The organism is Chordicoccus furentiruminis (assembly GCF_019355395.1).
Classification (GTDB): domain Bacteria; phylum Bacillota; class Clostridia; order Lachnospirales; family Lachnospiraceae; genus Chordicoccus; species Chordicoccus furentiruminis.
Map to the genome: position 1 here is coordinate 2,534,256 of NZ_CP048829.1, position 24,592 is coordinate 2,558,847.

Consider the following 24,592-nt stretch of genomic DNA (forward strand, 5'->3'; position numbering starts at 1 on the left):
CATGAAAAATGTGAGAAAACTGGAGCCTTCCGCGCCTGTTGTCAAGGCGAAAAAGCGTGTCGCGGCCTATGCCCGCATCTCGATGGAATCGGAACGGATGAGCCATTCCCTCTCCGCGCAGATCAGCTACTACAACGACAAGATCCAGAAGAATCCGGACTGGCTGTTCGCGGGGGTGTACGCCGACAACGGCATCTCCGGGACCGGAACGGAAAAGCGGGATGAGTTCAACCGCCTGATCGCAGACTGCGATGCCGGAAGGATCGACCTGGTGCTGACAAAGTCCATCAGCCGTTTTGCCCGCAACACGGTAGACCTGTTGGAGACAGTCAGGCACTTGAAGGAAATCGGCGTGGAAGTATGGTTCGAGCGTGAAAACATCCGCTCGATGGACGGGGATGGCGAGCTGATGCTTTCCATCCTCGCTTCATTTGCCCAGGAAGAAAGCCGGAGCATTTCCGACAACGTGAAATGGGGTACCAGGAAGCGTTTTGAACAGGGACTGCCGAACGGACACTTCCGTGTGTACGGATACAAATGGGAAGGTGATGACCTCGTCATCGTGCCGGAGGAAGCGGTCATTGTGAAGCGCATTTTCCAGAACTATCTTGACGGCAAGTCCAGGCTTGAGACCGAGCGGGAATTTGCCGCGGAGGGCATAACGACAAGGGATGGCTGCCGATGGGTCGATTCCAACATTGCCACGGTGCTCAAAAACTGCACATACACAGGCGACCTTCTCCTGCAGAAGGAGTACATCTCCGACCCGATCACCAAGAAGCGGAAAAAGAACCGGGGGGAGCTGCCGCAGTACTTTGTGGCGGATCACCATGAAGCCATCATTGACCGGGAAACTTTTGACTATGTGCAGAGCGAGATAAAGCGGCGGGCAGAACTTGGCCCCCTCGCAAACAAGTCGCTCAACATCACCTGTTTTTCCGGAAAGATCAAATGTGAGAAATGCGGTCTGAGCCTGATGCGGAACACCCGCACCAACCGCGCGAAAAACTCTCAGCTTGGCGACAAGCTGATTGGCTGGGTCTGCGGTTCCAGAAAAAAGAAAGGCCACACCTGCTCAACAAGGGAGATCCCGGACAGATTCCTCAGAAAGACCTGCGCGGAAGCCCTGGGGCTTGACGAGTTTGACGAGGATGTTTTTAACGAGAAGGTTGATTTCATCTCGGTCCCGGACAACGGCCTGCTGACCTTCCATTTCAAGGACGGGACGGAAAAGACTCTGGAATGGGTGAATACCGCAAAGAAGGACTGCTGGACCGCGGAATACCGGGCAAGGGCATCGCAGTACAGAAGGACCGTCAGGGCAAAGGGAAAGAAGGGTTCATCGTGCTTTACCTGCAAGATAAAGTGCGGTGTCTGCGGAAGCAACTACACGGGCGAATCGTACAAGGGGATGCGCTACTGGCGCTGCAAGCCGAACAGGGACAACACTTCCCTACGGGATGACGCACTCCGGGAACTTTCCGCTGAAGTCCTCGGACTGGATTCCTTTGATGATGACATCTTCGAGGAGCGGATCGACAGCATCCTTGTCCAGGGCAGCACCCTGACATTTCGTTTCACGGACGGACATGAGGTGCTGCGTGAGTGGGTGCCGCCAAAGCGGCGGAGCCACAAGCACACGGATGAATACAAGGAGTACATGAGTCGGGTGATGAAGGAAAAATGGACTCCGGAAAGGAAGGCGGCAATGAGTGAAAAAATGAAGGCAATAAGGAAGGAACGTGGTAACAAATGGCAAAACAGGTAACGAAGATTCCGGCGACGGTCAGCCAGTTCACGGCCGCGCCGATTAACAGCCGGGCCAAGCGGAAGGTGGCTGGGTACGCCCGCGTATCAACAGATCACGATGAGCAGCTGACAAGCTACGAGGCACAGCTGGACTACTACACCACGCTCATCCAGGGACATGATGACTGGGAGTTCGCGGGAATGTATTCTGACGAAGGTATCACCGGGACAAGCGTAAAAAAGCGCGAGGGTTTCCAGTCGATGGTGGCGGATGCCCTTGCCGGGAAAATCGACCTCATCATCACGAAGAGCGTCAGCCGGTTCGCCAGAAACACGGTGGACAGCCTTTCCACCATCCGGGAACTGAAGGAGCATAACACAGAGGTCTATTTCGAGAAGGAAAACATCTGGACCTTCGACTCCAAAGGGGAACTGCTCATCACGATCATGAGCAGCCTTGCCCAGGAAGAAAGCCGGAGCATTTCGGAGAACGTCACATGGGGGCATCGGAAGCGGATGGCAGACGGGAAGGTGAGCATCCCCTTTAGCACTTTCATCGGTTACGATAAAGGCGAGGACGGCACCCTGGTAGTAAACCCAGAGCAGGCAAAGATCATCAAACTCATCTTCGGGGAATACCTCGCAGGGCTTTCCTGCCACGCCATCGCGGACAAACTGACGACGATGGGCATCAAGACGCCGAGAGGGAAGGACAAATGGAGCCAGACTACGGTCAAGAGCATCCTCCAGAATGAGAAGTACAAAGGTGACGCCCTCCTGCAAAAGTATTACACGCCGGACTTCCTGACGAAAAAGCAGGTACACAATAATGGGGAGATTCCGCAATATTATGTGGAGAACAACCACGAAGCAATCATCGAGCCTGAAATCTTCGACCGGGTACAGGACATCTTCCGGGAACGCTCGAAGAAGCGCGGCTACAGCGGCGTCACGATTTTCTCCTCGAAGGTTCAATGCGGAAACTGCGGCGCGTGGTACGGCTCGAAGGTTTGGCACAGCACGGACAGATACCGCAAGGTGGTCTGGCAGTGCAACGCCAAGTTCAAAGACAAGACCAGATGCGCCACACCGCACCTGACGGAGGATGAGATCAAAGACGCTTTCATCCGGGTAGTGAACAGCTTGGTCACCGACAAGGACGAGGTGCTTGCGGAACTGAAGGCGGTGCAGGCTGAACTCTCCGGCACCAAAGAGCTGGAAGCCGAGCAGAGGCGGCTTGCGGAGCAGATGAATGTGGATGCCGATGCCGTCCAGGAGATCATCGCGGTGAACGCCCGGGTGGCGCAGGACCAGGCGGAATACAACGTCCGCTACGAGGCGCTCGTTTCCCGGTTTGAAACCACCAAGGCACAGTACGAGAAGGTCACGGCGGAAATTACAGCGAAGGGTGTCCGCAGGCGGGAGTTCGGACGGTTCATCCAGTCGGTGGAGAAACTGCCGAAGATCGTCACGGAATTTGACGAAGCCCTCTGGGGAAGCCTGGTCGACCATCTGACGGTGTACAGCAAGGACAACATGGTATTCACACTGTCAAGTGGGATGGAAATAAAAGCATAGGCACGGTCGGAACGGCGCTTCACTTCTTCGGAGGTGAGGCGCTTTTTTACGTTGCAGGGACTGGAAAAAAGGAGCAGGCAGTGATAAAATGAATTGAAGTATAATTCAATTATTTGAAACCGAAACACGGAGAAGAACTATGCTGAAGAACAACATAGAGATGGACGTAAAAATGAGATGCATCGAAGCCGGGACAACGCAGTCTCAGATTGCCCAGAATATCGGAACGTCCCCGTCAAACGTGAATAAACTTGTCCGTAATAAAGAACAGGTGATGAATAAGACCTTCCTCGCCATGATGGAGGATCTTGGTTATGATGTTCGACTTACCTATGAAAAACGGGAGCAGTCGATTGGCAAATAGGAAGGGGTGTGTACATTGGATGAGAACACAAAAAAGAGAATAACTGCTTACTACGAGCTTCTTGCTCAAAAAGAAAACAATCCATCTGCAGCAAAAACCATGAAGAATATGGTGGAGCAGTTGACGGATGAAGAAGCAGCGGCCTTGGAGCAGAAACTCTCTGGAAATGATGCCATGTATAAGAGACTGAAGGCGTATGCAACAGCATTCTCGTCCATGATGGTGGCGGAACCGTCTACGCCATATGGAATTGATGAGCAAGGTAAAAACGCAAAAGCCATGAATGAATTGCAATCCGCTTTCGGGAATTATGATACCGATCAGGATATTAGTGAGGAAATCAACGGTAACACCTTTACCTATAAAAAGACCTTTCCGATTGAAGAATACCGGGAGGAACTTGCAGCAATTGGAAATGAAGAAACCGGAAATCAGTGGTACGTCAAACTGGATGATGAAGGAAGGTTGGTGATCTACTGATGGAATATGGTAAAGGCACAATTATTCTGAAACAAGGAATCATATTCAAAGATAATCAATCCAGAGACTCAAAAATCTGCCATCCCGCGATGATTGCAATTGCGACTGATAGCATCACGGATGAAACATACTACCTGACAATGACCAGTCAGGTTCATAAATATGCGATTTATGAAGAGCGTTATTTTCTGTTGGGGCAGGATCTTTTTGAAATTGCAAATCTGGATAGGCCCTCAATGATCAACCTGCAGAACATTTACAAAGAACGAATTCGTGAGAAAAAGGTCGGAGGACTTCCGCCAAGGCTGTACAGAGAAGTTATTAGGAAGTTCAAACAGTACCAGGAAACATCTCCAGACCCGTTGTATGCAGAGCTAAAAATGCATTTGTAATTCCTGTTTTATTGGAGAAATGAAGGATGAAGTCAATTCCGAATAAAGAATACGAAGAATTCCAGAGATACAAAAGCGACAAGCTGAACGGTCGCATCCTGACTCCGGACGGTCTGCGCTTTATCATTGAAGCCCATGACTACGATGCTCAGAAGATCGGGCAGCACTTCCTGGACATGCTTCCGAAGATCTGGGAATGGACGAAGAAGGAATACCAATAATGTACGCACAAGCTGTGAGAACCTCGCTCCCCCGCAGGCCGCAGGGGGTGTTCAGAGGGGTGTTCAAATCGGTTCATTTTCAAAATCGAAAATGTGATTGTATCAAATACCTCAAAGTAGGGGACCCCTGTATGGGCAGCGGTCATATCTTGGTGTACGCATTTGATGTGCTGATGCAGATTTATGAGAGCGCCGGATATGGACAGCGTGATGCAGCCAGAAGTATTCTGGAAAACAATCTGTATGGCCTGGATATTGACGACCGTGCATTCCAGATGGCTTACTTTGCTGTCATGATGAAAGCCCGTCAGTATAATCGCCGGATTCTGAACGGTGAATATAAACCCAATGTTTATTCCATTCAGGAAAGCAACGGAATCTACCGGAATCAGCTTAAGTACTTCGGCGCTGGACTGAACGATCTTGAAAAGAACGACGCTGTAACCCAGATGACAGGACTTCTGGACACTTTCAAGGATGCAAAAGAATATGGCTCGATTCTCACAGTAGATCAGTATGATTGGGATCTTTTGGATCGTTTTGTATCTAATGTTGAAATCATCGGGCAGATGAGCATGTATACCGTAGGCTTAGATGATACTGCGGAACAGATGAAGCAAATTATAAATCAGGGAAAAGTTCTTGCGCAGAAATACCATGTGACAACCACGAATCCGCCCTACATGGCATCAAGCGGAATGAATGACAAGTTAAACTCATACGTAAAAAAGAATTATTCAGCTGGTAAAAATGATCTATTTGCGGTGTTTATGGAAAAATGCATAAACAGTTCGCTGAGATGTGGTTATATCGGTATGATCACACAACATTCTTGGATGTTCCTGTCAAGATACGCTGATCTGAGAAAAGAAGTAGCTAATACCATGATTGTAAATATGGCACATTTAGGAGCCAGAGCATTTGAGGATATCGGTGGTGAAGTAGTTCAAACAACATCATTTGTATTGAACAAAACAGGATTGAAGAAGTATAAAGGGACCTACTGTCGCTTGGTTGATGAGAACTCTCAAGATGCAAAAGAAAAGATGTTCTTAAGCGGTGATAATAGGTATGTAGCGGCCCAGTATCAGTTTATGGACATCCCTGATGCTCCTATAAGCTATCATTTGAGTGACGATGTATATAAAGTATTTGAGAAGAACAGCTTTTTAGGGGATGTTGGAACTGCGAGACAGGGGCTTGGGACATCAGATAATAATACATTTCTTAGACTTTGGAGCGAGGTCTCATGGAATAATATCGGCTTTGGCTTAAAAGATTGTGAGGATACCAACTGCTCTGATTGCAAGTGGTTCCCGTATATTAAGGGCGGATCATATAGAAGATGGTATCCCAACAAAGAGTATGTAGTGAACTATTCAAATAATGGGTTTGATATTAAATCTGCTGTAATGCGTAAATACCCTTACTTGAATAATCCTGACTTTGTTGTAAAAAACACAAGCACATATTTCCATGCGGGCATTACATGGAGTGATGTTTCAACTGGCTTATTTAGCGCAAGATGGGTTGATGATGGGTATATATATGCCGATGCTGGACCAATGTTTTTCTGTACGAATAAACCGGAGTTGAAATTGGCGTATATGAATACCCCTGTGTTTCAGCTGTTTGGAGATATCATTTGTCAGGGGATTCACTATAGCACAGGGCAAATACCACAAATCCCATATATAAAAATCGAGGGGATGGAATCTGAAAGGCGAGTAATCAAGTTGGTTGGCGAATGCAAAGCGCTGTCTATGAAAGATTGGGATGCCTTTGAGGGTTCTTGGGATTATAAAGGACATTATTTATCTGGAGGAGAAACTATGGGACGCTTAATCGCAGATAAGTATAAAGAATGGGAATTGGAGTGTGAGGAGCGTTTCAATCAGCTCAAAGCCAATGAAGAAGAATTAAACAGAATATTCATTGAGATATATGGCCTTCAAGACGAGTTGACTCCGGAGGTTGAGGATAAGGATGTTACAGTTCGTAAGGCAGAGCTTCAGAGGGATATAAAGAGCCTTTTAAGCTATGCAGTTGGTTGCATGTTTGGCAGGTATTCTTTAGATGTTGATGGACTTGCTTTTGCGGGCGGTGAATGGGACGCTTCAAAGTATGTTTCATATATTCCGGATCAGGATAATGTTATCCCTATCACTGATGAGGAATACTTAGAGGATGATATTGTCTCACGCCTTTGCGCATGGTTAAAGGTAGTATATGGCGATGATACATTAGAACAGAACCTTGATTTTATTGCCCGGGCATTAGGCAATAAAGGAGATAGCAGCCGGACAATTATCAGGAATTATTTTTTGAACGACTTCTTTAAGGATCATTGCCAGACGTATTCGGTTACGGGTTCTGGCAAGAGGCCTATTTATTGGCTGTTTGATTCTGGAAAGCAGAACGGGTTCAAAGCACTTATTTATCTTCATCGCTACAATGCAGATACCGTCGGCAATCTTCGCATCGATTATCTTCATCGTATGCAGCGAATTTATGAGAGCGAGATTGGTCGCATGCAGGATATGATCGATCACAGTACAAGTGGTCGTGAAGTAGCACAAGCGACAAAACGCCGTGAGAAACTAACAAAGCAGTTAAAAGAATGCCGTGAATATGATGAGAAACTGGCTCACTTGGCGCTTTCTCGTATTGAACTGGATTTAGATGAAGGTGTGAAAAAGAATTATAGAAAAATTCAGACCGCAAATGATGGAAAGTTCTATGAAGTACTTGCTGACTCAAAAGGAATCATGGCAAAGGAGAAATAAGGCATGAACAAGGCTGCCATAAAAAACTTTGCCATCTGGGCAAGGAATAAACTTATCGCGGATATCAGCTATCGTGCGGGCTTGATGGGGATTACAGCAGACTGTATTCAGATGTCATTGCCGCAGTCTACTGGTACGACAGAGTTTTACGACATCGGCACAGCGGAGCCTTATTCCATCAGTGGAGAAGCTGTAAAGCAACGGAAACATCTTGTAGAGCTGATACAACGCAAGGAGAAGGAAACAAACTACAAGACTGCCTACAAATACGTTCTGGAGGAGGTTGCCTATACATGGTTTAACCGTCTGATTGCCGTACGCTTCATGGAAGTCAATGATTACCTTCCTTCTCATATTCGTGTGCTCTCCTCTGACTCTGGGAAGATGGAGCCCGATTTGGTAACAAATCCATTTGATGCTGGTTTGTCCTTCACTTCTGAGGAAGAACAGACTATCTATCAGCTGAAGCAGGAAAACAAACTGGATGATGTCTTCCGCATTCTTTTTATCAAGCAGTGCAATGCACTGAATGAAAATCTGCCGGCGCTGTTTGAGAAAACAAGTGATTATACGGAGTTGCTCCTGAACCTGTCAGTCATTGACCAGGACGGCGTAGTCTATCATCTGGTGCATGATATTCCGGAGGAAGACTTCGATGTAGAACGTGGTGGACAGGTGGAGATTATTGGCTGGCTGTATCAGTACTATAACACCGAACCCAAAAGCGAGGCTTTTGCAAAGAAAGGCAAGCTCACGAAGGAAGAAGTACCTGCAGTCACCCAGCTTTTCACGCCGGACTGGATTGTACGTTACATGGTGGAGAACAGTCTTGGCCGCTTGTGGGTTGAGGGGCATCCGAATGATGGCTTGAAGGCAGGCTGGAAATATTATCTGGAGGAAGCTGAACAGGAACCGGAAGTGCAGGCTAAATTGGCCGAAATCCGCGCAGAATATGCGAAATTGAATCCGGAAGATATCAAGGTGATCGATCCCTGCATGGGCAGCGGTCATATCTTGGTGTATGCATTTGATGTGCTGATGCAGATTTATGAGAGCGCCGGATATGGACAGCGTGATGCAGCCAGAAGCATTCTGGAAAACAATCTGTATGGCCTGGATATTGATGACCGTGCATATCAGATGGCTTACTTTGCTGTCATGATGAAAGCTCGTCAGTATAATCGCCGGATTCTGAACGGTGAATATAAACCCAATGTTTATTCCATTCAGGAAAGCAACGGAATCTACCGGAATCAGCTTAAGTACTTCGGCGCTGGACTGAACGATCTTGAAAAGAACGACGCTGTAACCCAGATGACAGGACTTCTGGACACTTTCAAGGATGCAAAAGAATATGGCTCGATTCTCACAGTAGATAAGTATGACTGGGATCTACTTTATCGGTTTGCGTCTAGTATTGAGACAATAGGGCAACTTAGTTTTGAGGCAGTAGGATTGGATGATACTGCAGAACAGCTGAAAGAGCTGATTTCGCAGGGAAAGGCTCTTGCACAGAAATACCTTGTGGCAACCACGAATCCGCCCTACATGGGAAATTTACCAAAGCGTTTGGATGATTTTGCAAAAGAGAATTTCAATATATATAGATACGATTCATACTCCATTTTCATGAAAAGATTGACTGAGTTTAGAAGCGAAAATGGATATATTGCAATGGTAACCGGAGATAGTTGGCTGTCCTTATCGAGCTTTTCACAATTAAGGAGAGCGTTATTACAGACTAATTCATTTGTGAATATCGTTCCACTTGGTTCCGACGCTTTTGAGGCTGGGTTTGGGACAGTAATGTTTTGCTTTAGTGATTATACGGCAGGATATAAAACTCAGTATATTGATTTGTCGGAAGTAAAAAATAAGTCTGAGGAAATAACAGAATCGTACTATGTAAGAGACAAAAAAACTTTTGAACATGATAATGATGTTTTTTTGGAATCTAAAGATGCAGAAATAGTTTACTCATGTACAGATTATGACTTGAGGGTTCTCTATGGGAGAAAGCTTTTAGAAGAGTTGATTCCGAAGGCGGGACTTGTAGCAGGGAGTAACGATCTATATCTTAGACTTTGGTTTGAAGTTAAAAACGAAAAGTGTGTTTTTAATGCTGAAACTATGGAAGATATAAAACTGGATACATGGGTTCCACTGCATAAAGGAGGCGGTTTTCGGAAATGGTATGGAATTCATGAATATCTGATCCTGCTGAAACAAATGTTTAGCGATCGAAAAATAAACAAGGCAATAAGAACTGGTGATCCTGATTACTTTTTTAAGGAAGGAATTACCTGGTCTACTCTTTCAAATAAATTTGGGGTTCGAAAAAGTCCAAAAGGGTTTACCTATAACACAAAAGGCTCTATGTGTTTCCCGAAGAATCAAAATGATCTAGATTATTATGTTGGCCTGTTAAATTCAGTGGTGTCGCAATATTTTATAGGTATCATTGCGCCGAATTTGGATTTTAATAGCGGTACAGTTGTTAAATTGCCGCTAAAAATAAATAGTAAAACCAGAGTAACAGAGTTGGCTGAAAAATGTGTTGATATTTCAAAGAATGACTGGGATTCGTTTGAAACATCTTGGGATTTTAAGAAGCATCCCCTGATATAGGAAGGGTTAATTCTATGGCTGAGCTAAATCTAAAACAAATAATAGATCGACTGAATGCCGAGTTTACGGGCGATACCCGGAAACTGGTTTTCTGGTACGACGATAAAGCTGAGTTCGCAGAGGACATTGAAGGCGTTGAGCTGGAGAATGCCAAGGTGTATCAGCTGAAGCAGGATAGCCAGTTTGCAACGAAGCGTTTTCTGGAGCGAGAGGATACAACGACGAATTATCTGATCTATGCTCCGTTCCCGAAGCCGGATGTCAGAGAAAACCATCTGGAAGACACCCTGTTGTATTCCAAGCGGTTCTTTGCTGACCGTGCTTCTCTGCTGTCAGTTGATCTCGGTATTGAAGAAAAATACAAGCCGATCATCGAGAAGCATATTAAGTTCTTTGCCAGTAAAGAGCGGACACAACGCTTTTATGACTTGGAGATCGAAAACTTCAACGAGGAGAATATCCTTGTCGGCCTTCTTAGCGCGGTATGCAGGACGCGCACCTGCTCTTTCGAGGAGGTGTTGCGTGTCATGATCACAGAGGGGTCGCTTGAAGACAACAAGTTCCTTGCGGAAATGGTGAAATACGATCTTCTGCCGTCCTTCTGGAAGCTCTGTGAACAGCAATTTGGCTATACTGATGCGAAACCGACATTGGAGAAGCTGATCGTCACGATGTTTATCACATCGACTGCACGGCAGCTCGGCTGCGAAGTGCCGGCAGGCTGGAAGAGCTTCGTTTCCTATAAATCCGGGAATATCATTGCCTTCCTGGATAACCTGATGAACAGCGTACTTTACAGTGGGCGCTTTGATGAATTGTCCAAGCATGTTTCTGATGGCCAGAATACCATGTCGGCCTTTGCCGGGATGCAGCCGGAAATGCTGATTGATGTTGAGACCTTCATCTCTGCGGATCAGATACTTGTGAAATGGCTTGTTGACCGCCTGACCGCTGAAGATACCGGCGCAATGCTGGATCGCGTCACGATTCCGGAACTCTGTGAGAAGCGGATGAAGATGCATTTCGGAAAGCGGACAAAAAAGACCTATCAGCTGCTTCTGAGCGCATACCATCTGATTATTGCTGCTAACTACAGCTGCCCGGATGGGTTCAAAAATGTCATCAAGCAGTATCTGGCGAAGGATTACCAGATCGATCAGGAATATCGGAAATTCTATTACAGCTATGACCAGATCGAGGATACGGGAGCTTTTGAAGGCCTCCGCACTCTGATCGAGAACATCTATACCAATGAGTACCTGGGCAAAATCATGCCCAAGTGGAACGAGGGTATTCAGGAAAACGGCGCACTTCAGGAAATGCCTTTGCAGCGCAATTTCTATAATCGCTATCTGCGCAATGCAAAGGAACGCACGGTTGTGATCATTTCGGATGCGATGCGATATGAGGTTGGGCAGGAACTGTTCAAGCGAATGCTGGATGACCCGAAGTGTACCGCAAAGATGGAAGCACAGCTTTCTGTCCTGCCGTCCTATACAAGGCTTGGCATGGCCGCTCTGCTGCCGCATAAATCTCTGACAATGACGGATGATTTTCGGGTGCTGGTGGATGATGTCCTATGCAATGATCTCTCAGGCAGACAGACTGTTTTGCAGAAACATCAAGCGAACGGTGTGTGCGTGCAGTTTGATGATATCAAGGGGTTAAAGAAAAATGACCTGCGGGATATCTTCACTGGTATGCAGGTGGTTTATGTGTATCATAACCAGATCGATGCCCGTGGAGATAAAGCTACGACCGAGGATGAAGTGTTTGTGGCGTGTCAGGAAGCGGTTGCGGAGATCATGGATTTGATCCGGAAAATCTCTACCAATGCGAATACATACCGTTTCATCATAACGTCCGATCATGGCTTCATCTATAAGCGGGATAAGCTTTCCGAAAGTGACAAGATCGGTGCCATCAACGATAAGAAGGCATTTATCAATCGACGCTTCATCGTTGCGCAGGAAGCTGTCGTGGATGAGGGTGTTCAAAGTCTGCCCTTGGGGATGATTCTGGATAATGACGATACCAAGCAGGTATCATTCCCTGTCAGCAGCAATGTTTTCAAAGTGGCCGGCGGCGGGCAGAACTTTGTCCACGGCGGATCATCTCCGCAGGAAATGCTCGTTCCGGTGCTGGATATCAAGATGGAACGCGGTCACATGGAAACAAGGCCTGCGCAGATTGCTCTGGTCAGTATCGTACAGAAGATCACGAACTTGATTACAACCATGGACTTTATCCAGACAGATGCCGTCAGCGATACTGTGAAGAAGACGACGTACAAGATGTATTTCGTCTCGGAGGATAACGAAAAGATTTCCAACGAGAATATCTATATCGCTGACAGCCGTGACGCCGATCCGCAGAAGCGAATCTTCCGGATGCGGTTCACATTCAAGAATAAGAAATACGATAAGAACAAGCAGTATTACCTTGTCGTATATGATGATGCTACTGGAATTGAGGCGTTCCGTCACCCGGTCATTATGGACCTGGCGTTTGCGGATGATTTTGGCTTCAACTTCTGATAGATAGAACGGAGGCAAGAGTATGTCGGAATTCTTTGAGACCGATGACAGAAGAACTGTCCTGAAGAATAAGCTCCGTCAGTATTTTGACGGCAAGATCGTGCGGAAGGATCTGACGAAGAAGATCAAAGAGGGAGCCAACGTTCCGGTGTATGTGCTGGAGTTCCTTCTCGGTCAGTATTGCAGTTCAGACGATCCTGAGATCATTGAGCAAGGCGTTGAGAATGTAAAACGCATCCTTGCTGATAATTTCGTGCGGCCTGATGAGGCTCAGAAGATTCTGTCTGTCCTCCGCCAGCGCGGCAGCCACACCGTCATTGATATGATCACGGTGAATCTGGATATTAAACATGACTGCTATGTCTCCGATTTCTCTAACCTTGGCTTAAAAGGTATTCCGATTGACGAGGAATACCCGACAAAATATGACCGGCTTCTCTGCGGTGGTATCTGGTGCATCGTTCAGCTGGACTATGAGTTCATCGAAGAAGAACGGAATGGAACACCGATTCATATCCGTAAGCTGACTCCGATCCAGATGCCCCATGTGGATATCAATGAACTGAAAGAAGGCCGGAAAGCCTTCTCCAAAGAGGAATGGATCGATGTATTGCTGCGTTCCATCGGTATGGAGCCGGACGAACTGGAGTACCGTGAGAAATGGCTGCTTCTGACCAGAATGCTGCCGCTCATTGAGAACAACTTTAACCTGTGTGAGCTCGGCCCAAGAAGCACGGGCAAGTCTCACCTGTATAAAGAAATATCTCCGAACAGCATCCTTGTGTCCGGTGGGCAGACTACCGTTGCCAATTTGTTCTATAACATGGCAAGGAAGCAGGTGGGGCTTGTCGGCCTTTGGGATTGTGTAGCGTTTGATGAGGTTGCCGGGATTCATTTCAAGGATAAAGACGGCGTGCAGATCATGAAAGACTACATGGCATCCGGTTCCTTTGCCCGCGGCAAGGAAGAAAAGGCAGCCTCCGCATCCATGGTCTTTGTCGGAAACATCAATCAGAGCGTGGATGTCCTTCTGAAAACCAGCAGCCTGTTTGACCCGTTCCCGCCTGAAATGGCTACAGATACGGCGTTCCTGGATCGTATGCACTGCTATATTCCTGGCTGGGAAATTCCGAAGTTCCGTCCGGAACATTTCACGGATGACTATGGCTTTATCACGGACTATTTATCAGAGTTCATTCGTGAGCTGCGGAAAGAACAGTATGGGGATGCTCTGGATAAGTATTTCCGCTTGGGGAAGAACCTGAATCAGAGAGATACCATCGCTGTGCGAAAGATGGTTGACGCCTATGTGAAGCTGCTCTATCCGGATGGAGTATTCGACAAAGAACAGATCGAAGAGATTCTGACGATTGCGCTTGAAATGCGCCGACGTGTAAAGGAACAGCTGAAAAAGCTCGGCGGTATGGAGTTCTATGATGTGAACTTCTCCTACATCGACAATGATTCTTTTGAGGAGCACTACGTTTCTGTTCCGGAACAGGGCGGCGGAAAGCTGATACCGGAAGGAATGTGCAATCCGGGCCAGGTCTATACCGTATCTCGTGGAAAGTCCGGCATGATCGGCGTGTTCCGTTTGGAATCGCAGATGCTTCCGGGCAACGGCAAGTTTGACCGTACCGGTCTCGGTTCGGATCGGGAATGCAGGGAGGCTTCCAATACAGCATTCAGCTTCCTGAAAGCAAACGGGAACCGGATCAGCGGCAGCATCAGCACGACCTCAAAGGATTACATCGTAAATTATCAGGATTTACAGGGCATCGGGATGACCAACAAGCTGGCACTGCCGACGCTGATCGCACTCAGCTCTATTGCTTTGAGCAAACCGACCGTAAGCTCTCTGGCCGTGCTGGGTGAGATCAGCATCAGTGGAACCATCATTAAGGTAGATGAGCTTGCAAATGCGCTGCAAGTCTGCCTGGATTCTGGAGCGAAGAAGGTGTTGCTGCCGATCACTTCTGCCGGTGATCTCGGCACAGTTCCTGCAGAACTGGTCGGATGCTTCAACCTGATTTTCTATAGCAGCGCCGAGGACGCGGTATATAAGGCGCTGGGAGTGGAATAAGGAGGATTTTATAATGTGGAATGATATAGAGACTTCAACAGACTATCTGCATTTTTCTGTTGTTTCCCAAGCGGTTGCGGATATGATTGTTGAATCGGGAAAGAGCCCAATATCTATAGGTGTTTCAGGAAGTTGGGGTTCAGGAAAATCATCGATGGTAAAGATGATCGGACAGGATTTGAAGAACCGCGATGAGAAAGGTGAAAGCTATATCTTTTTAGAGTTCAATGCTTGGCTTTATCAGGGATATGACGATGCCAGAGCCGCTCTGTTACAATCAGTTTCCAAAAAGCTGTCTTCAGAAATGAAAAAGCGGAAAATACCTGAAGGAGATGGTGCTTGGGAGAAATTGAAAAAGTTCACCAAAAGGATAAGCTGGTTTCAGGTTTCTAAATTAGCACTTCCGCTTATCGCCGGTTTTATTCCTGGAGTTAATGCGGTAGGTGCAATCGGAGGTCTTGTTTCCGCTATTTCCAATAGTATAGGTAATCCAGAAGAAGCAACGGCAAACAGCGAGGCTGTTAACAGTGCTTTTGAGAAACTTGCGCCTGAAGTGAGGGAACTCTTAAAAGCCGAAGCGGCAAAACCAGCAACTGAGCAAATTGAAGGACTCCGAAAGGAATTCCAGGAGCTCTTAGAAAAACTCAATGTGAAATTAGTGGTATTGGTTGACGATCTGGACAGATGTTTGCCGGAAACTGCCGTTTCAACGCTTGAGGCTATGAGACTTTTGCTGTTTGTCGATAGAACTGCTTTTATCATTGCAGCAGATGAACAGATGATCCGGAACGGTGTCCGAGCACATTTTGGAGACGTCGAATTATCCGAAGGCTTAATCACAAGCTATTTCGATAAGCTAATACAGGTGCCGATTACTGTTCCGCGTTTGGGTGTTGCTGAAATCAAAGTATACATTGTCCTTCTATATATCGAGGCAGATATCAGAAAGAACAATCTGGATGAAAAGATACTAACTGACGCCCAGAAGAAGCTAAATGACTTGCTCTCTGGCGCATGGCAAACTCCCGTAACCAAGGAGACTATCGAGAAAGCTCTGAAAGATATCACTTTGGAGGGGCTTTCAGGATATGTCTCTTTGGCAGACCAGTTGGCTGGTATTCTTGCGACGGCAGACAACATTAAGGGAAATCCAAGGTTAATAAAAAGGTTCATGAACTCACTGGAAATCCGCAAGAAAGTTGCAACATTTAACGGTATTACAGTTGATCCGGGGCTTCTTATCAAGATGCTACTCTTTGAAAGATGTGCATCGGCAGGGGCTTTTGACTACTTGTCTCAGCAAGTCTTAAAAGATGAGGACGGAAAACCGAACTTTATAAAAGAATTGGAAGATAGTTTGGCAACCGGTAATGAATACAAGGCTCCTGACACAAACTGGGAGACTGATTTCATAAAGAAATGGTTGTTGTTGTCACCTGCTTTAGGCGAGATGGATTTGCGTCCGTTGATTTATTTGAGCAAAGATAGATCAATGCCATTTGCTGCATATGATGAGCTGTCGCCTGAAGGAAAGAAAATCTTAGAAGCTCTGAAAGTAGTGAAAAATGGGCCGGTAAGCCAAGACCTCATAAATAAGATTAAGGGTCTTGGCGAGATGGAATCCACATTGCTGCTAAATCAACTTGCTCGAATCGGCAGGGGTAATCAGTGGAATGTGGATACCGTATGTGCAGCAATACATATTACGGAGGCATATCCTTCTATAGGTGATAAGCTGGCGTTGGCGTTAGGTGAGATTCCATCGAAATCTATTAAACCTGCGATGGTGGCTCTGATCAAAGAAAAAGAATGGGCCAAGGGGTTGCTGGATAAGTGGTTAAATGATCCGGAAACGCCCACGACAACTAAAAATGCTATAGTACCGAAGAAATCGAGGGGATAAGCATGGGAACTTCCGCTTCAAGTAAAGGACCAGGAGCAGGCGTTTCTTTTGATCCGCCATGGCTTGATGATATTGATGTTCCTGGACAAGACAATCAGAATAGCAATGTGAATACCGCTATAGGAATTGCTCCGAAAGCGCGGTTTGGAAGTGCGCGAAGAAGCATGGGAGAATATGTCCGTTCCGGTAGTAGAGATTCTGCGCGGAGATCGTTAGGGCATTACTCAAAAACTGGAATGGGCGGAGCGCAAAATGTTGCACGCAGGATGCGCACATCAACCAAAACCGCATCAAACTTCTTCAACACTTTCCGCTCTCTCAGAGATGATACTACTTTTTCTTTAGGAAAAGAGATATCGGAGCTCAAAAATCGCGGAGCAGACGCATCTGAAATAATTGATGCCATAGTGGGTCATGTATGTCCAAAAGGCGGAAGTGTTGATGAAGTATCCTGCCGTGATTCAGGAACATCCGCATTAAGCGAGTTTATGGATCAGAATCCAGATGCTGATTTCGGTAATTTGAGCGATGATCAGATTTGGTCATTAACGGCAATATATCTTGGCAATGAGGCTTTTAACAGGATACAGATGGATATTGGTCAGGCCTTTGAAAAGCAGGATGTTCCATATGTTGACCGTGTAACAAGACTGAATGATATGCGAGAGTATATTCAATCGGAAATTGCAATACAGATGGATGCACTGAGAAAAACGGCGGATCAAAATGTGGACATGAATCAACTCTTTCAAGATACGATAAAAAATACATTCGAGGTATTTGAGGTTGAGGTATGAGTAAAGTCATTTGTTATCCGCGCTGTTGTAAACCCTCAGATTACGATGATGGCGCATTATATTTTGAAGTGTTCTCTACGCCCGAAGAAAATCGTACGAATGTAGGACATGTTGGGGTGCAAATCCTTAAAGAGATGCGCAGATCCCAAATACATCCGTCAGTGCCTGCGTTTGACTTTCTAATGATAGCTTTGGGTGTTGTTTCTGCGGACAAGGCTGTATTAAGAAGCGAATGTGCTGATGGATGGACGCGGCAAATTGAGCTGACAGTATATGTTCATGAGTACGATAAGTGGCTACAAGAGAAAAAACAACTTGAAGAGATGCTCCGCTTTCTAACGGGGGATTTCTGGACTATACATTTTGAAAAGCTTGATATACCAATATGCCCCGAAAAGGATTATCCATTGAGAAGCAATGATTGCGTCTGTTTGCTCTCAGGAGGAATGGATAGCCTTGTAGGTGCCATTGATCTTCATGAGGAAGGACGAAATCCGCTATTCCTTTCCCAGATCGTTAGAGGAGACGCAGAGCATCAGCGCGCTTATGCTGCGGCTGTTGGAGAAGATAATCTATGTCAATGGAGCAATAGTGTAAAAAAGCATGGAAGGACAGAGAACTCCACAAGGGCGCGATCAATAATCTTTTTTGCTTATGCTCTTCTGGCATCATGTGGCATTGATTATAACGAAGACGGCCGCAAAGAAATATTTGTTCCGGAAAATGGTTATATAAGCCTTAACATCCCGCTTGATCATATGCGGATTGGCAGCCTTAGCACAAAAACAACGCACCCTATCTATATGCGAATGCTTCAGAACATATGGGACGATATGGATTTAAAGGTTGATCTTGTTCTGCCCTACAAATATAAAACAAAGGGTGAAGTCCTTGTCGAATGCAAGAATCAGGAAATGATGAGAAGTCTCATATTCGGTTCGACAAGTTGCGGCAAGTATCAGAGGCATGGATTGCGACATTGCGGTGAATGCGTTCCGTGTTTGGTCAGAAGAGCCGCATTTCTAAAGGCTGGATTAGAGGATGATACTGAGAATGGCTATTGTGTTGAGTCACTAAAAGGCTCCGATTCCCAAGATGTTGCGGCAGCGGCAATGGCGTGTATAGAAGTTCAAAATCATGGGATTGAGAGATTCGTTAAGTCGGCTTTGTCATTTTGCGATTCGACCGAAAGAAACGGGTATCTGGGTGTTGTGAGCCGCGGGTTAGAAGAAATCAGGATGCTTTTGATGGAGCATGATGTATTATGATCGATTTCCACTGTCATTTGGATTTGTACGCAGATCCTATGAAAGTATTTGCCGAAGTTAAAAGCAGGAAAACGGAGGTGCTTGCAGTCACCACCAGTCCCAGAGCGTATGTCAAAACTTCGCAGTATTTCCGGGGATCAGATAATGTAAGAGTTGCACTTGGATTTCATCCTGAACTGGTAAAACAGCGTTCATCGGAAAAAGAGTTGTATTTTGAACAAATGAGGTCTGTTAGATTCCTTGGGGAAATCGGTATAGACGGGTCACAGAGAGCGAAACAATCAATTTCTGAGCAGATAGAGTTCTTTGATGAAGTGGTTTATAACGCTGCTGTTTGTAGAGGAAAGGTCTTAAGCGTCCATTCCAGAGGAGCAGTAAAAGAGGTGCTGCAAATTCTTGGGAAACATGAAGGAAATTATGTCGCAGTACTTCATTGGTTTACTGGAAGCGTTAAAGATGCGGAAAAAGCAGTTGAACTTGGCTGTTGGTTCAGTGTTAATCCCAATATGTGTTTTACCGCTACCGGGAAAAAGGTGATCAGCTGCATACCGCTTGATAGGGTGCTTCCAGAAACGGACGCTCCATTTACACAAAAAGATGGGGTGCCATATATGCCGTGGGATACAACAGTGACATCATATTTAGCAAAAGAAAACAACATGACGTTCGATAAGATGAACGAATTGATGCATAGGAATCTACAAGCCTTAATCAACACAAGGTAGGAACATGTTGATATGCAAGGAAACTATAAAGTAATCACCCTCTGCGGTAGCACCCGTTTCAAGGATGAATTCATGGAAGCACAGAAGCGGCTAACGCTGGAAGGAAATATTGTGATCAGCGTCGGCCTCTTCGGTCATTCCGGGGATAACGAAGTTTGGGAAAACATGGACGAGGGTACTCTGACAAAAACTAAAGAGATGCTGGACGATATGCATAAGCGCAAGATCGACATGGCAGACGAGATATTTGTTATCAATGTTGGCGGCTATATCGGCTCCAGTACACGATCAGAAATTGATTATGCTATTGCCGCCGGGAAACCGGTGCATTATCTGGAAGTAATTCAGGAATAGGAAGAGAGGCAGCGTTATGAAAGGCTCAGAGACAAAGCTGATAAAGTATATGTGTGAACTTCCTCGATTATTAACTCTCGTTTCTGAATCGTGATCTTTCTCGACTCCAGAAAGGTTGATTTTAAGCCAAAAACTTGCATTTTAGGTGATCATTTTTCGTGGTTGGTGCTATAATAATGGAGAGTTAATTAACTCTCGTTAGGAGGGCACCGTGTATCTCGATTACGAGGTCAAAATACCGGATTCCAAGCATGGGATCACCCGGAAAACGATCCGTGGAATAACCTATATTTACTATGCTTACGATCGCAAATACAGTTCGGAAAAACATTATTCCGTTCCGAAAAACACAACGATCGGAAAGTGCCTGAATGCTTCGTCCGAGACGATGTATCCCAATACAAACTTCCTAAAATACTTTCCGGAAGCAGAACTTCCGCAGGTTAACGAAACATCTGATCGAAGTGCATGCCTGCGCATTGGGGCGTTTCTTGTTATACGCAAGATTATCGCCGGTTATCATCTGGATGAGATCATTGGGCGGCTGATTGGAAAGGACGCAGGTCTTTTCCTTGATCTTGCAGCATACTCCATTGTCACGGAGAATAATGCCGGTCAGTACTATCCGGATTACGCCTACAACCATCCGCTTTTTACGCGGCAGATGAAACTGTACAGTGATTCGAAGGTATCTTCTTTCATCAACGACATCACACGGGATCAGTGCATTGCTTTCCAGAATGAATGGAACAGCAGGCATGATCACCGGGAAAAGATCTACATTACTTACGACTCAACCAACAAGAACTGCCAGGCCGGTGATCTTGAATATGTTGAGATCGGCCATCCCAAAGATGACAATGGAAAGCCGGTACTTAACTACTCGATTGCTTACGATCACAATAACTCTGAGCCTCTTTATTATGAAGAGTATCCCGGAAGCATTGTTGATGTGTCTCAGCTTCAGATAATGCTTCTGAAAGCAAAAGGTTACGGCTACCGTCAGGTCGGATTTATTCTTGACCGTGGATATTTCAGCAAGGAAAACATTCACTTCATGGATAAGAACGGTTACGAGTTCATTATCATGATGAAAGGAATGAAATCACTTGTCCGTGATCTTGTTCTGTCAGTTAAAGGCAGCTTTGAGGAAAAGCGCGAATACAGCCTTCGTGACTACAGGGTTAATGGCATTACAGTGAAGCACCATCTGTATCCTTCCGATGAGAAGGAGCGCTACTTCCACATCTACTACAACGAACGGAAGCAGACTTCCGAACGTGAGCTCTTTGAAGAAAAGATCGACCGGATGTCCCTGTATCTTCAGGAACATCAAGGCATGAAGCTTGACCTTGGGCATGAGTTCCGCAAGTATTTCGACCTGATCTACTACCATGAAGGTCAAGATGATGAAAAGTTCATGTATGACCGTGAGCGTTACAATGTTATCGATGAAGAAATCGCCCTATGTGGTTACTTTGTTATCATCACATCCGAAAAGATGGATGCGGCAGAGGCGCTGGATCTTTATAAGAGCCGGGATGCATCTGAAAAAATGTTCCGGGAAGATAAAACATTCCTTGGAGACAGAACAATGCGCTGCCAGACCAACGAGGCGCTGCACGCAAAGATCTTCATTGAGTTTGTAGCTCTGATCATCCGAAATCGAATGCATTTCCTGCTGAAGGAACAAATGTTGAAAACTCATCATAAAGAAAACTACATGACGGTGCCTGCCGCAATCCGTGAACTTGAAAAGATCGAGATCGTGCGCCAGCCTGACCGCGAATACTATCTGGATTACTCAGTGACTGCGACCCAGAAGTCTATTCTGAAAGCATTCGGATTAACCGAAGCAAATGTCAGGAAACAGGCAGTAGAAATCAACGATGATCTGAAGTCTTTCATTGCGAAGGAGGCATAACCATGGCACGCAGAAGAATCAGTATCGATGACAAGATCGAACAGCAGAAGCTGGTCGTTTCCAAAGCCAAGGATAAGTACGAAGCTGAACTCGAGCAGCTCAATCAGCTGATGAAAAAACGCGATGAGTTACACAACAAGGAACTGCTTCAGGCAATCGAGCATAGCAACCGCTCATTTGAGGAGATCATGGATTTTCTCACCGCCGATGACTCTCAGGAATAACTCAGGGAGCCGTCGAGAGTTAATTTTTCAGGAAGTTCACAATATGGAAGGCGCGGACAAGCGATTCGTTATTCCGGTATACCAGAGAAACTATGACTGGAAGATCGAGAACTGCAAGCAGCTCTATGATGATCTGGTAAAGGTGATTCGGAACAAAAGGAAGAATCATTTCTTTGGCAGCATTGTATCCACCTATAATCCGGATGGCGACAATGAGGAATATCAGATCATAGATGGGCAGCAGCGTCTTACTACGGTGTCGCTGCTTCTGCTTGCTATGTACAATCTGATCCGCCAGGGAAAAGTAGCGCCGTCTGACAGCCGCCTCAGTGACCGTATCTATGAAGATTATTTGGTTGATAAGTATCAGCCGGAAGAAACCCGTATAAAGCTGAAACCGATTAAGAATGACCGGAAGGCTTTTGGGAAGCTCTTTGACGAAGAGACTGAACATATCGGTGGCTCTAACCTGACAACAAACTATAACTACTTCTATGACCGCATCCAGAAGGAAGAGATAACGATAGATGAACTGTTCCAGGCAATCCGAAGCCTGGAGATCATCAGCATCCGTCTTGATTCCGATGACAATCCGCAGTTGATCTTTGAGAGCCTGAACTCTACTGGTCTTGATTTGTCAGAGGGTGATAAGATCAGGAACTATATCCTGATGGGACAGCCTTCCAGACAGCAAGAAGTATATTACGAAAAGTATTGGAACAAGATCGAGGAGAATACCAATTATCAGGTCGATCTCTTCGTGCGTGATTATCTGAGCGTAAAGCAGCAGGCCACGCCGTCCTTGAACAAGATTTACTTCACGTTCAAAGGCTATGTGGAAGACAACCATGTGGAAATCGAACCGCTTCTGATTGATCTGCTGAATTATGCTCGGCTGTACAGGATACTGCTGACGGGCAAAGTCTCTGACAAACGCCTTTCCTCCTGCATTTATCGCCTGAACCGTTTGGAAACTACCGTAACAAGGCCTTTCTTCCTGGAAGTGCTGCGTTTGCAGGCGGAAGGGACGCTTTCGCTGGATGATGTGGTTGACGTGTTCCTGACGACGGAGAACTATCTGTTTCGCAGAACGATCTGCGAGTTACCCACGAACCAGTTGAATAAGATATTCCTGCTCCTTCACAAGGAAGTGCTCCGTTACGATGGGACAACGGATAACTATGTGGAGAAGCTGAAATATGCTCTCCTGTCCAAGAAAGAACGGGCGCGTTTCCCTGAAGATGCTGAATTTGCGGACGCTTTCGGAATAAAGCAGATTTATTCCATGAACGCAAAGAACAAGATGTATATTCTGGAGCGCTTTGAAAACTTCGGCACTATTGAAGATAAGGACGTATACAGGCACTTTGATGACGGCGATTACTCTATTGAGCATATCATGCCTCAGCATCTGACACCGGCTTGGGCGGAAGCACTTGGGCCGGATTATGAAAGAATTCATGAAACATGGCTGCATAGGATGGCAAACCTGACGCTGACGGCCTATAACTCCAAGTACAGCAATAACAGCTTCCTTGAAAAACGCGATATGGCAAACGGATTCAAGGATAGCGGTATCCGTATGAACCAGTGGATCGGATCGCAGAGCCAGTGGACGGAAGCTGAGCTGGAACAGCGGAATGATTATGTTCAGCAAAGGGCATTGGAGATTTGGGCATCGCCGGTTACCGGTTTCCGGCCTATCGAAAAGCAGTTGGATTCCTATACGCTGGACGATGAAATTGATCTGACCGGACGTAAGATCGCTCGGTTTGCGTATTTGACGTTAGAGCAATCCGTTAAGAACTGGGCTGAAATGTTTGAGAGTGTGGTACGCTTGCTGCACTCTGAAGATAAGTCCGTTCTGAATAATCTGGCATATGAAAGCGATAGTTCCGTTGATCTTGCGGTGTATGTGAGCCATAAGAAAACGGATCTCCGCGGGTATATTGAGATTGAGCACGGTATTTACGTTGAACGCAACACCAGCACATGGACGAAGCTTTCCATCCTGAAGAGGCTGTTCGCGTTGTACCACCTTGATCCTGCAAATCTGGTCTTCTACCTGAGAGATGACGATGCCGGCGACGATGATGAAGAAATCAGTGGAACGCGTTATGAGACAAGAAAAAGTTTCTGGGCATACGCGTTGGATATTATCAAAGAGGCAAATGCAGAGAGTGGAGCTTTCAGCAACTGTAATCCGGTGAAAGAAAACTGGACAAACGGCTACTTCGGTATTCAGGGTTTCAATCTTTGCTGTGTGGGTAATTTTGATTCCGCACGAGTTGAGGTATATCTGGGGAAAGCGGACAACGACGAGAACAAGCGGGCTTTTGATATTATTGCTGCTCATAAAGCAGAAATTGAGGAGACTCTCGGTGTTCAACTTATCTGGGATCGCGGAGATGACAAGAAATCTTCCAAGATATACTACAAAATTGATGGTGTAGGCATTGACAATGAAGACGATTGGCCGGTCATTGCGAAGTTCCATGCGAAATGGTCACTCAAACTGTACGAGACCATCGTTGTGCCGTACCTGAAGCCTATTTATACAGAGGCGCAGTCCTAAAAAA

Annotated in this window: 17 protein-coding genes and 1 pseudogene; all 18 read left to right on the forward strand. The window is 46.0% G+C overall.

From position 1 onward, the window contains the following. Position 1: 1 nt before the first annotated feature. The 18 genes and pseudogenes from G4C92_RS11520 to G4C92_RS11605 all read left to right on the forward strand — a co-directional run bounded on the left by G4C92_RS11520 (position 2) and on the right by G4C92_RS11605 (position 24,588). Complete coding sequence (locus G4C92_RS11520) at positions 2-1,768, forward strand: recombinase family protein (protein ID WP_274939989.1); 1,767 nt, start codon at positions 2-4, stop codon at positions 1,766-1,768. Beyond that, a complete protein-coding gene (locus G4C92_RS11525; RefSeq protein WP_274939990.1) occupies positions 1,753-3,327 on the forward strand; it encodes a recombinase family protein in 1,575 nt (524 codons plus the stop codon). Before G4C92_RS11520 ends, G4C92_RS11525 begins: the two co-directional genes overlap by 16 nt. A 139-nt stretch (positions 3,328-3,466) precedes the next feature. Next, complete coding sequence (locus tag G4C92_RS11530) at positions 3,467-3,691, forward strand: helix-turn-helix domain-containing protein (protein WP_274939991.1); 225 nt, start codon at positions 3,467-3,469, stop codon at positions 3,689-3,691. A gap of 15 nt (positions 3,692-3,706) precedes the next feature. Next, positions 3,707-4,171, forward strand: coding sequence for a hypothetical protein (locus tag G4C92_RS11535; RefSeq protein ID WP_274939992.1), 465 nt, complete (start codon positions 3,707-3,709; stop codon positions 4,169-4,171). Further along, the gene (locus G4C92_RS11540; protein ID WP_274939993.1) at positions 4,171-4,563 is read left to right on the forward strand and encodes a hypothetical protein; all 393 of its coding nucleotides are present in this window, start codon (positions 4,171-4,173) and stop codon (positions 4,561-4,563) included. The genes G4C92_RS11535 and G4C92_RS11540 overlap by 1 nt, the downstream gene beginning before the upstream one ends. 26 nt (positions 4,564-4,589) lie before the next feature. Continuing rightward, positions 4,590-4,784, forward strand: a complete 195-nt coding sequence (locus G4C92_RS11545; RefSeq protein WP_274939994.1) for a cytochrome C — start codon at positions 4,590-4,592, stop codon at positions 4,782-4,784. Continuing rightward, positions 4,760-7,570 carry a BREX-1 system adenine-specific DNA-methyltransferase PglX gene (gene pglX, locus G4C92_RS11550; RefSeq protein WP_274939995.1) on the forward strand — a complete coding sequence of 937 codons (2,811 nt, stop codon included), beginning with the start codon at positions 4,760-4,762 and terminating at the stop codon, positions 7,568-7,570. The genes G4C92_RS11545 and pglX (G4C92_RS11550) overlap by 25 nt, the downstream gene beginning before the upstream one ends. Before the next feature lie 3 nt (positions 7,571-7,573). Continuing rightward, positions 7,574-10,192, forward strand: a pseudogene (gene pglX / locus G4C92_RS11555) (BREX-1 system adenine-specific DNA-methyltransferase PglX); the annotation flags it as partial. Between the two features lie 20 nt (positions 10,193-10,212). Next, positions 10,213-12,735, forward strand: coding sequence for a BREX-1 system phosphatase PglZ type A (pglZ, locus tag G4C92_RS11560; RefSeq protein ID WP_274939997.1), 2,523 nt, complete (start codon positions 10,213-10,215; stop codon positions 12,733-12,735). 22 nt (positions 12,736-12,757) lie between these two features. Beyond that, the gene (brxL, locus tag G4C92_RS11565) at positions 12,758-14,818 is read left to right on the forward strand and encodes a protease Lon-related BREX system protein BrxL (RefSeq protein ID WP_274939998.1); all 2,061 of its coding nucleotides are present in this window, start codon (positions 12,758-12,760) and stop codon (positions 14,816-14,818) included. 13 nt (positions 14,819-14,831) lie between these two features. Next, entirely contained in the window at positions 14,832-16,721 is a 1,890-nt protein-coding gene (locus G4C92_RS11570; RefSeq protein ID WP_274939999.1) for a KAP family P-loop NTPase fold protein, read from the forward strand. A gap of 2 nt (positions 16,722-16,723) precedes the next feature. Further along, positions 16,724-17,518, forward strand: coding sequence for a Qat anti-phage system associated protein QatB (gene qatB, locus G4C92_RS11575; RefSeq protein WP_274940000.1), 795 nt, complete (start codon positions 16,724-16,726; stop codon positions 17,516-17,518). Beyond that, a complete protein-coding gene (gene qatC, locus G4C92_RS11580; RefSeq protein ID WP_274940001.1) occupies positions 17,515-18,786 on the forward strand; it encodes a Qat anti-phage system QueC-like protein QatC in 1,272 nt (423 codons plus the stop codon). Before qatB ends, qatC begins: the two co-directional genes overlap by 4 nt. Positions 18,787-18,824: 38 nt before the next feature. Beyond that, positions 18,825-19,511 carry a Qat anti-phage system TatD family nuclease QatD gene (qatD, locus tag G4C92_RS11585; RefSeq protein WP_274940002.1) on the forward strand — a complete coding sequence of 229 codons (687 nt, stop codon included), beginning with the start codon at positions 18,825-18,827 and terminating at the stop codon, positions 19,509-19,511. A 12-nt stretch (positions 19,512-19,523) separates the two neighbouring features. Beyond that, positions 19,524-19,865: a hypothetical protein gene (locus G4C92_RS11590; protein ID WP_274940003.1), complete on the forward strand. Its 342-nt coding sequence runs from the start codon at positions 19,524-19,526 to the stop codon at positions 19,863-19,865. Positions 19,866-20,076: 211 nt separating this feature from the next. Beyond that, entirely contained in the window at positions 20,077-21,789 is a 1,713-nt protein-coding gene (locus tag G4C92_RS11595; RefSeq protein WP_456298663.1) for an IS1634 family transposase, read from the forward strand. A 2-nt stretch (positions 21,790-21,791) separates the two neighbouring features. Further along, a complete protein-coding gene (locus G4C92_RS11600) occupies positions 21,792-22,013 on the forward strand; it encodes an ErpK protein (RefSeq protein ID WP_274940005.1) in 222 nt (73 codons plus the stop codon). Positions 22,014-22,056: 43 nt separating this feature from the next. Beyond that, positions 22,057-24,588 carry a DUF4268 domain-containing protein gene (locus G4C92_RS11605; RefSeq protein ID WP_274940006.1) on the forward strand — a complete coding sequence of 844 codons (2,532 nt, stop codon included), beginning with the start codon at positions 22,057-22,059 and terminating at the stop codon, positions 24,586-24,588. The last annotated feature ends 4 nt before the right edge of the window (positions 24,589-24,592 follow it).

Excerpts from the sequence above, each read along its gene's own strand:
- qatD (WP_274940002.1), top strand. The coding sequence starts at position 18,825 with ATGAAAGTATTTGCCGAAGTTAAAAGCAGGAAAACGGAGGTGCTTGCA.
- G4C92_RS11540 (WP_274939993.1), top strand. The coding sequence starts at position 4,171 with ATGGAATATGGTAAAGGCACAATTATTCTGAAACAAGGAATCATATTC.
- brxL (WP_274939998.1), top strand. The coding sequence starts at position 12,758 with ATGTCGGAATTCTTTGAGACCGATGACAGAAGAACTGTCCTGAAGAAT.
- G4C92_RS11570 (WP_274939999.1), top strand. The coding sequence starts at position 14,832 with ATGTGGAATGATATAGAGACTTCAACAGACTATCTGCATTTTTCTGTT.
- qatB (WP_274940000.1), top strand. The coding sequence starts at position 16,724 with ATGGGAACTTCCGCTTCAAGTAAAGGACCAGGAGCAGGCGTTTCTTTT.
- G4C92_RS11545 (WP_274939994.1), top strand. The coding sequence starts at position 4,590 with ATGAAGTCAATTCCGAATAAAGAATACGAAGAATTCCAGAGATACAAA.
- G4C92_RS11520 (WP_274939989.1), top strand. The coding sequence starts at position 2 with ATGAAAAATGTGAGAAAACTGGAGCCTTCCGCGCCTGTTGTCAAGGCG.
- pglX (WP_274939995.1), top strand. The coding sequence starts at position 4,760 with ATGGACGAAGAAGGAATACCAATAATGTACGCACAAGCTGTGAGAACC.
- G4C92_RS11530 (WP_274939991.1), top strand. The coding sequence starts at position 3,467 with ATGCTGAAGAACAACATAGAGATGGACGTAAAAATGAGATGCATCGAA.
- G4C92_RS11525 (WP_274939990.1), top strand. The coding sequence starts at position 1,753 with ATGGCAAAACAGGTAACGAAGATTCCGGCGACGGTCAGCCAGTTCACG.
- G4C92_RS11605 (WP_274940006.1), top strand. The coding sequence starts at position 22,057 with ATGGAAGGCGCGGACAAGCGATTCGTTATTCCGGTATACCAGAGAAAC.
- G4C92_RS11600 (WP_274940005.1), top strand. The coding sequence starts at position 21,792 with ATGGCACGCAGAAGAATCAGTATCGATGACAAGATCGAACAGCAGAAG.
- pglZ (WP_274939997.1), top strand. The coding sequence starts at position 10,213 with ATGGCTGAGCTAAATCTAAAACAAATAATAGATCGACTGAATGCCGAG.
- G4C92_RS11590 (WP_274940003.1), top strand. The coding sequence starts at position 19,524 with ATGCAAGGAAACTATAAAGTAATCACCCTCTGCGGTAGCACCCGTTTC.
- qatC (WP_274940001.1), top strand. The coding sequence starts at position 17,515 with ATGAGTAAAGTCATTTGTTATCCGCGCTGTTGTAAACCCTCAGATTAC.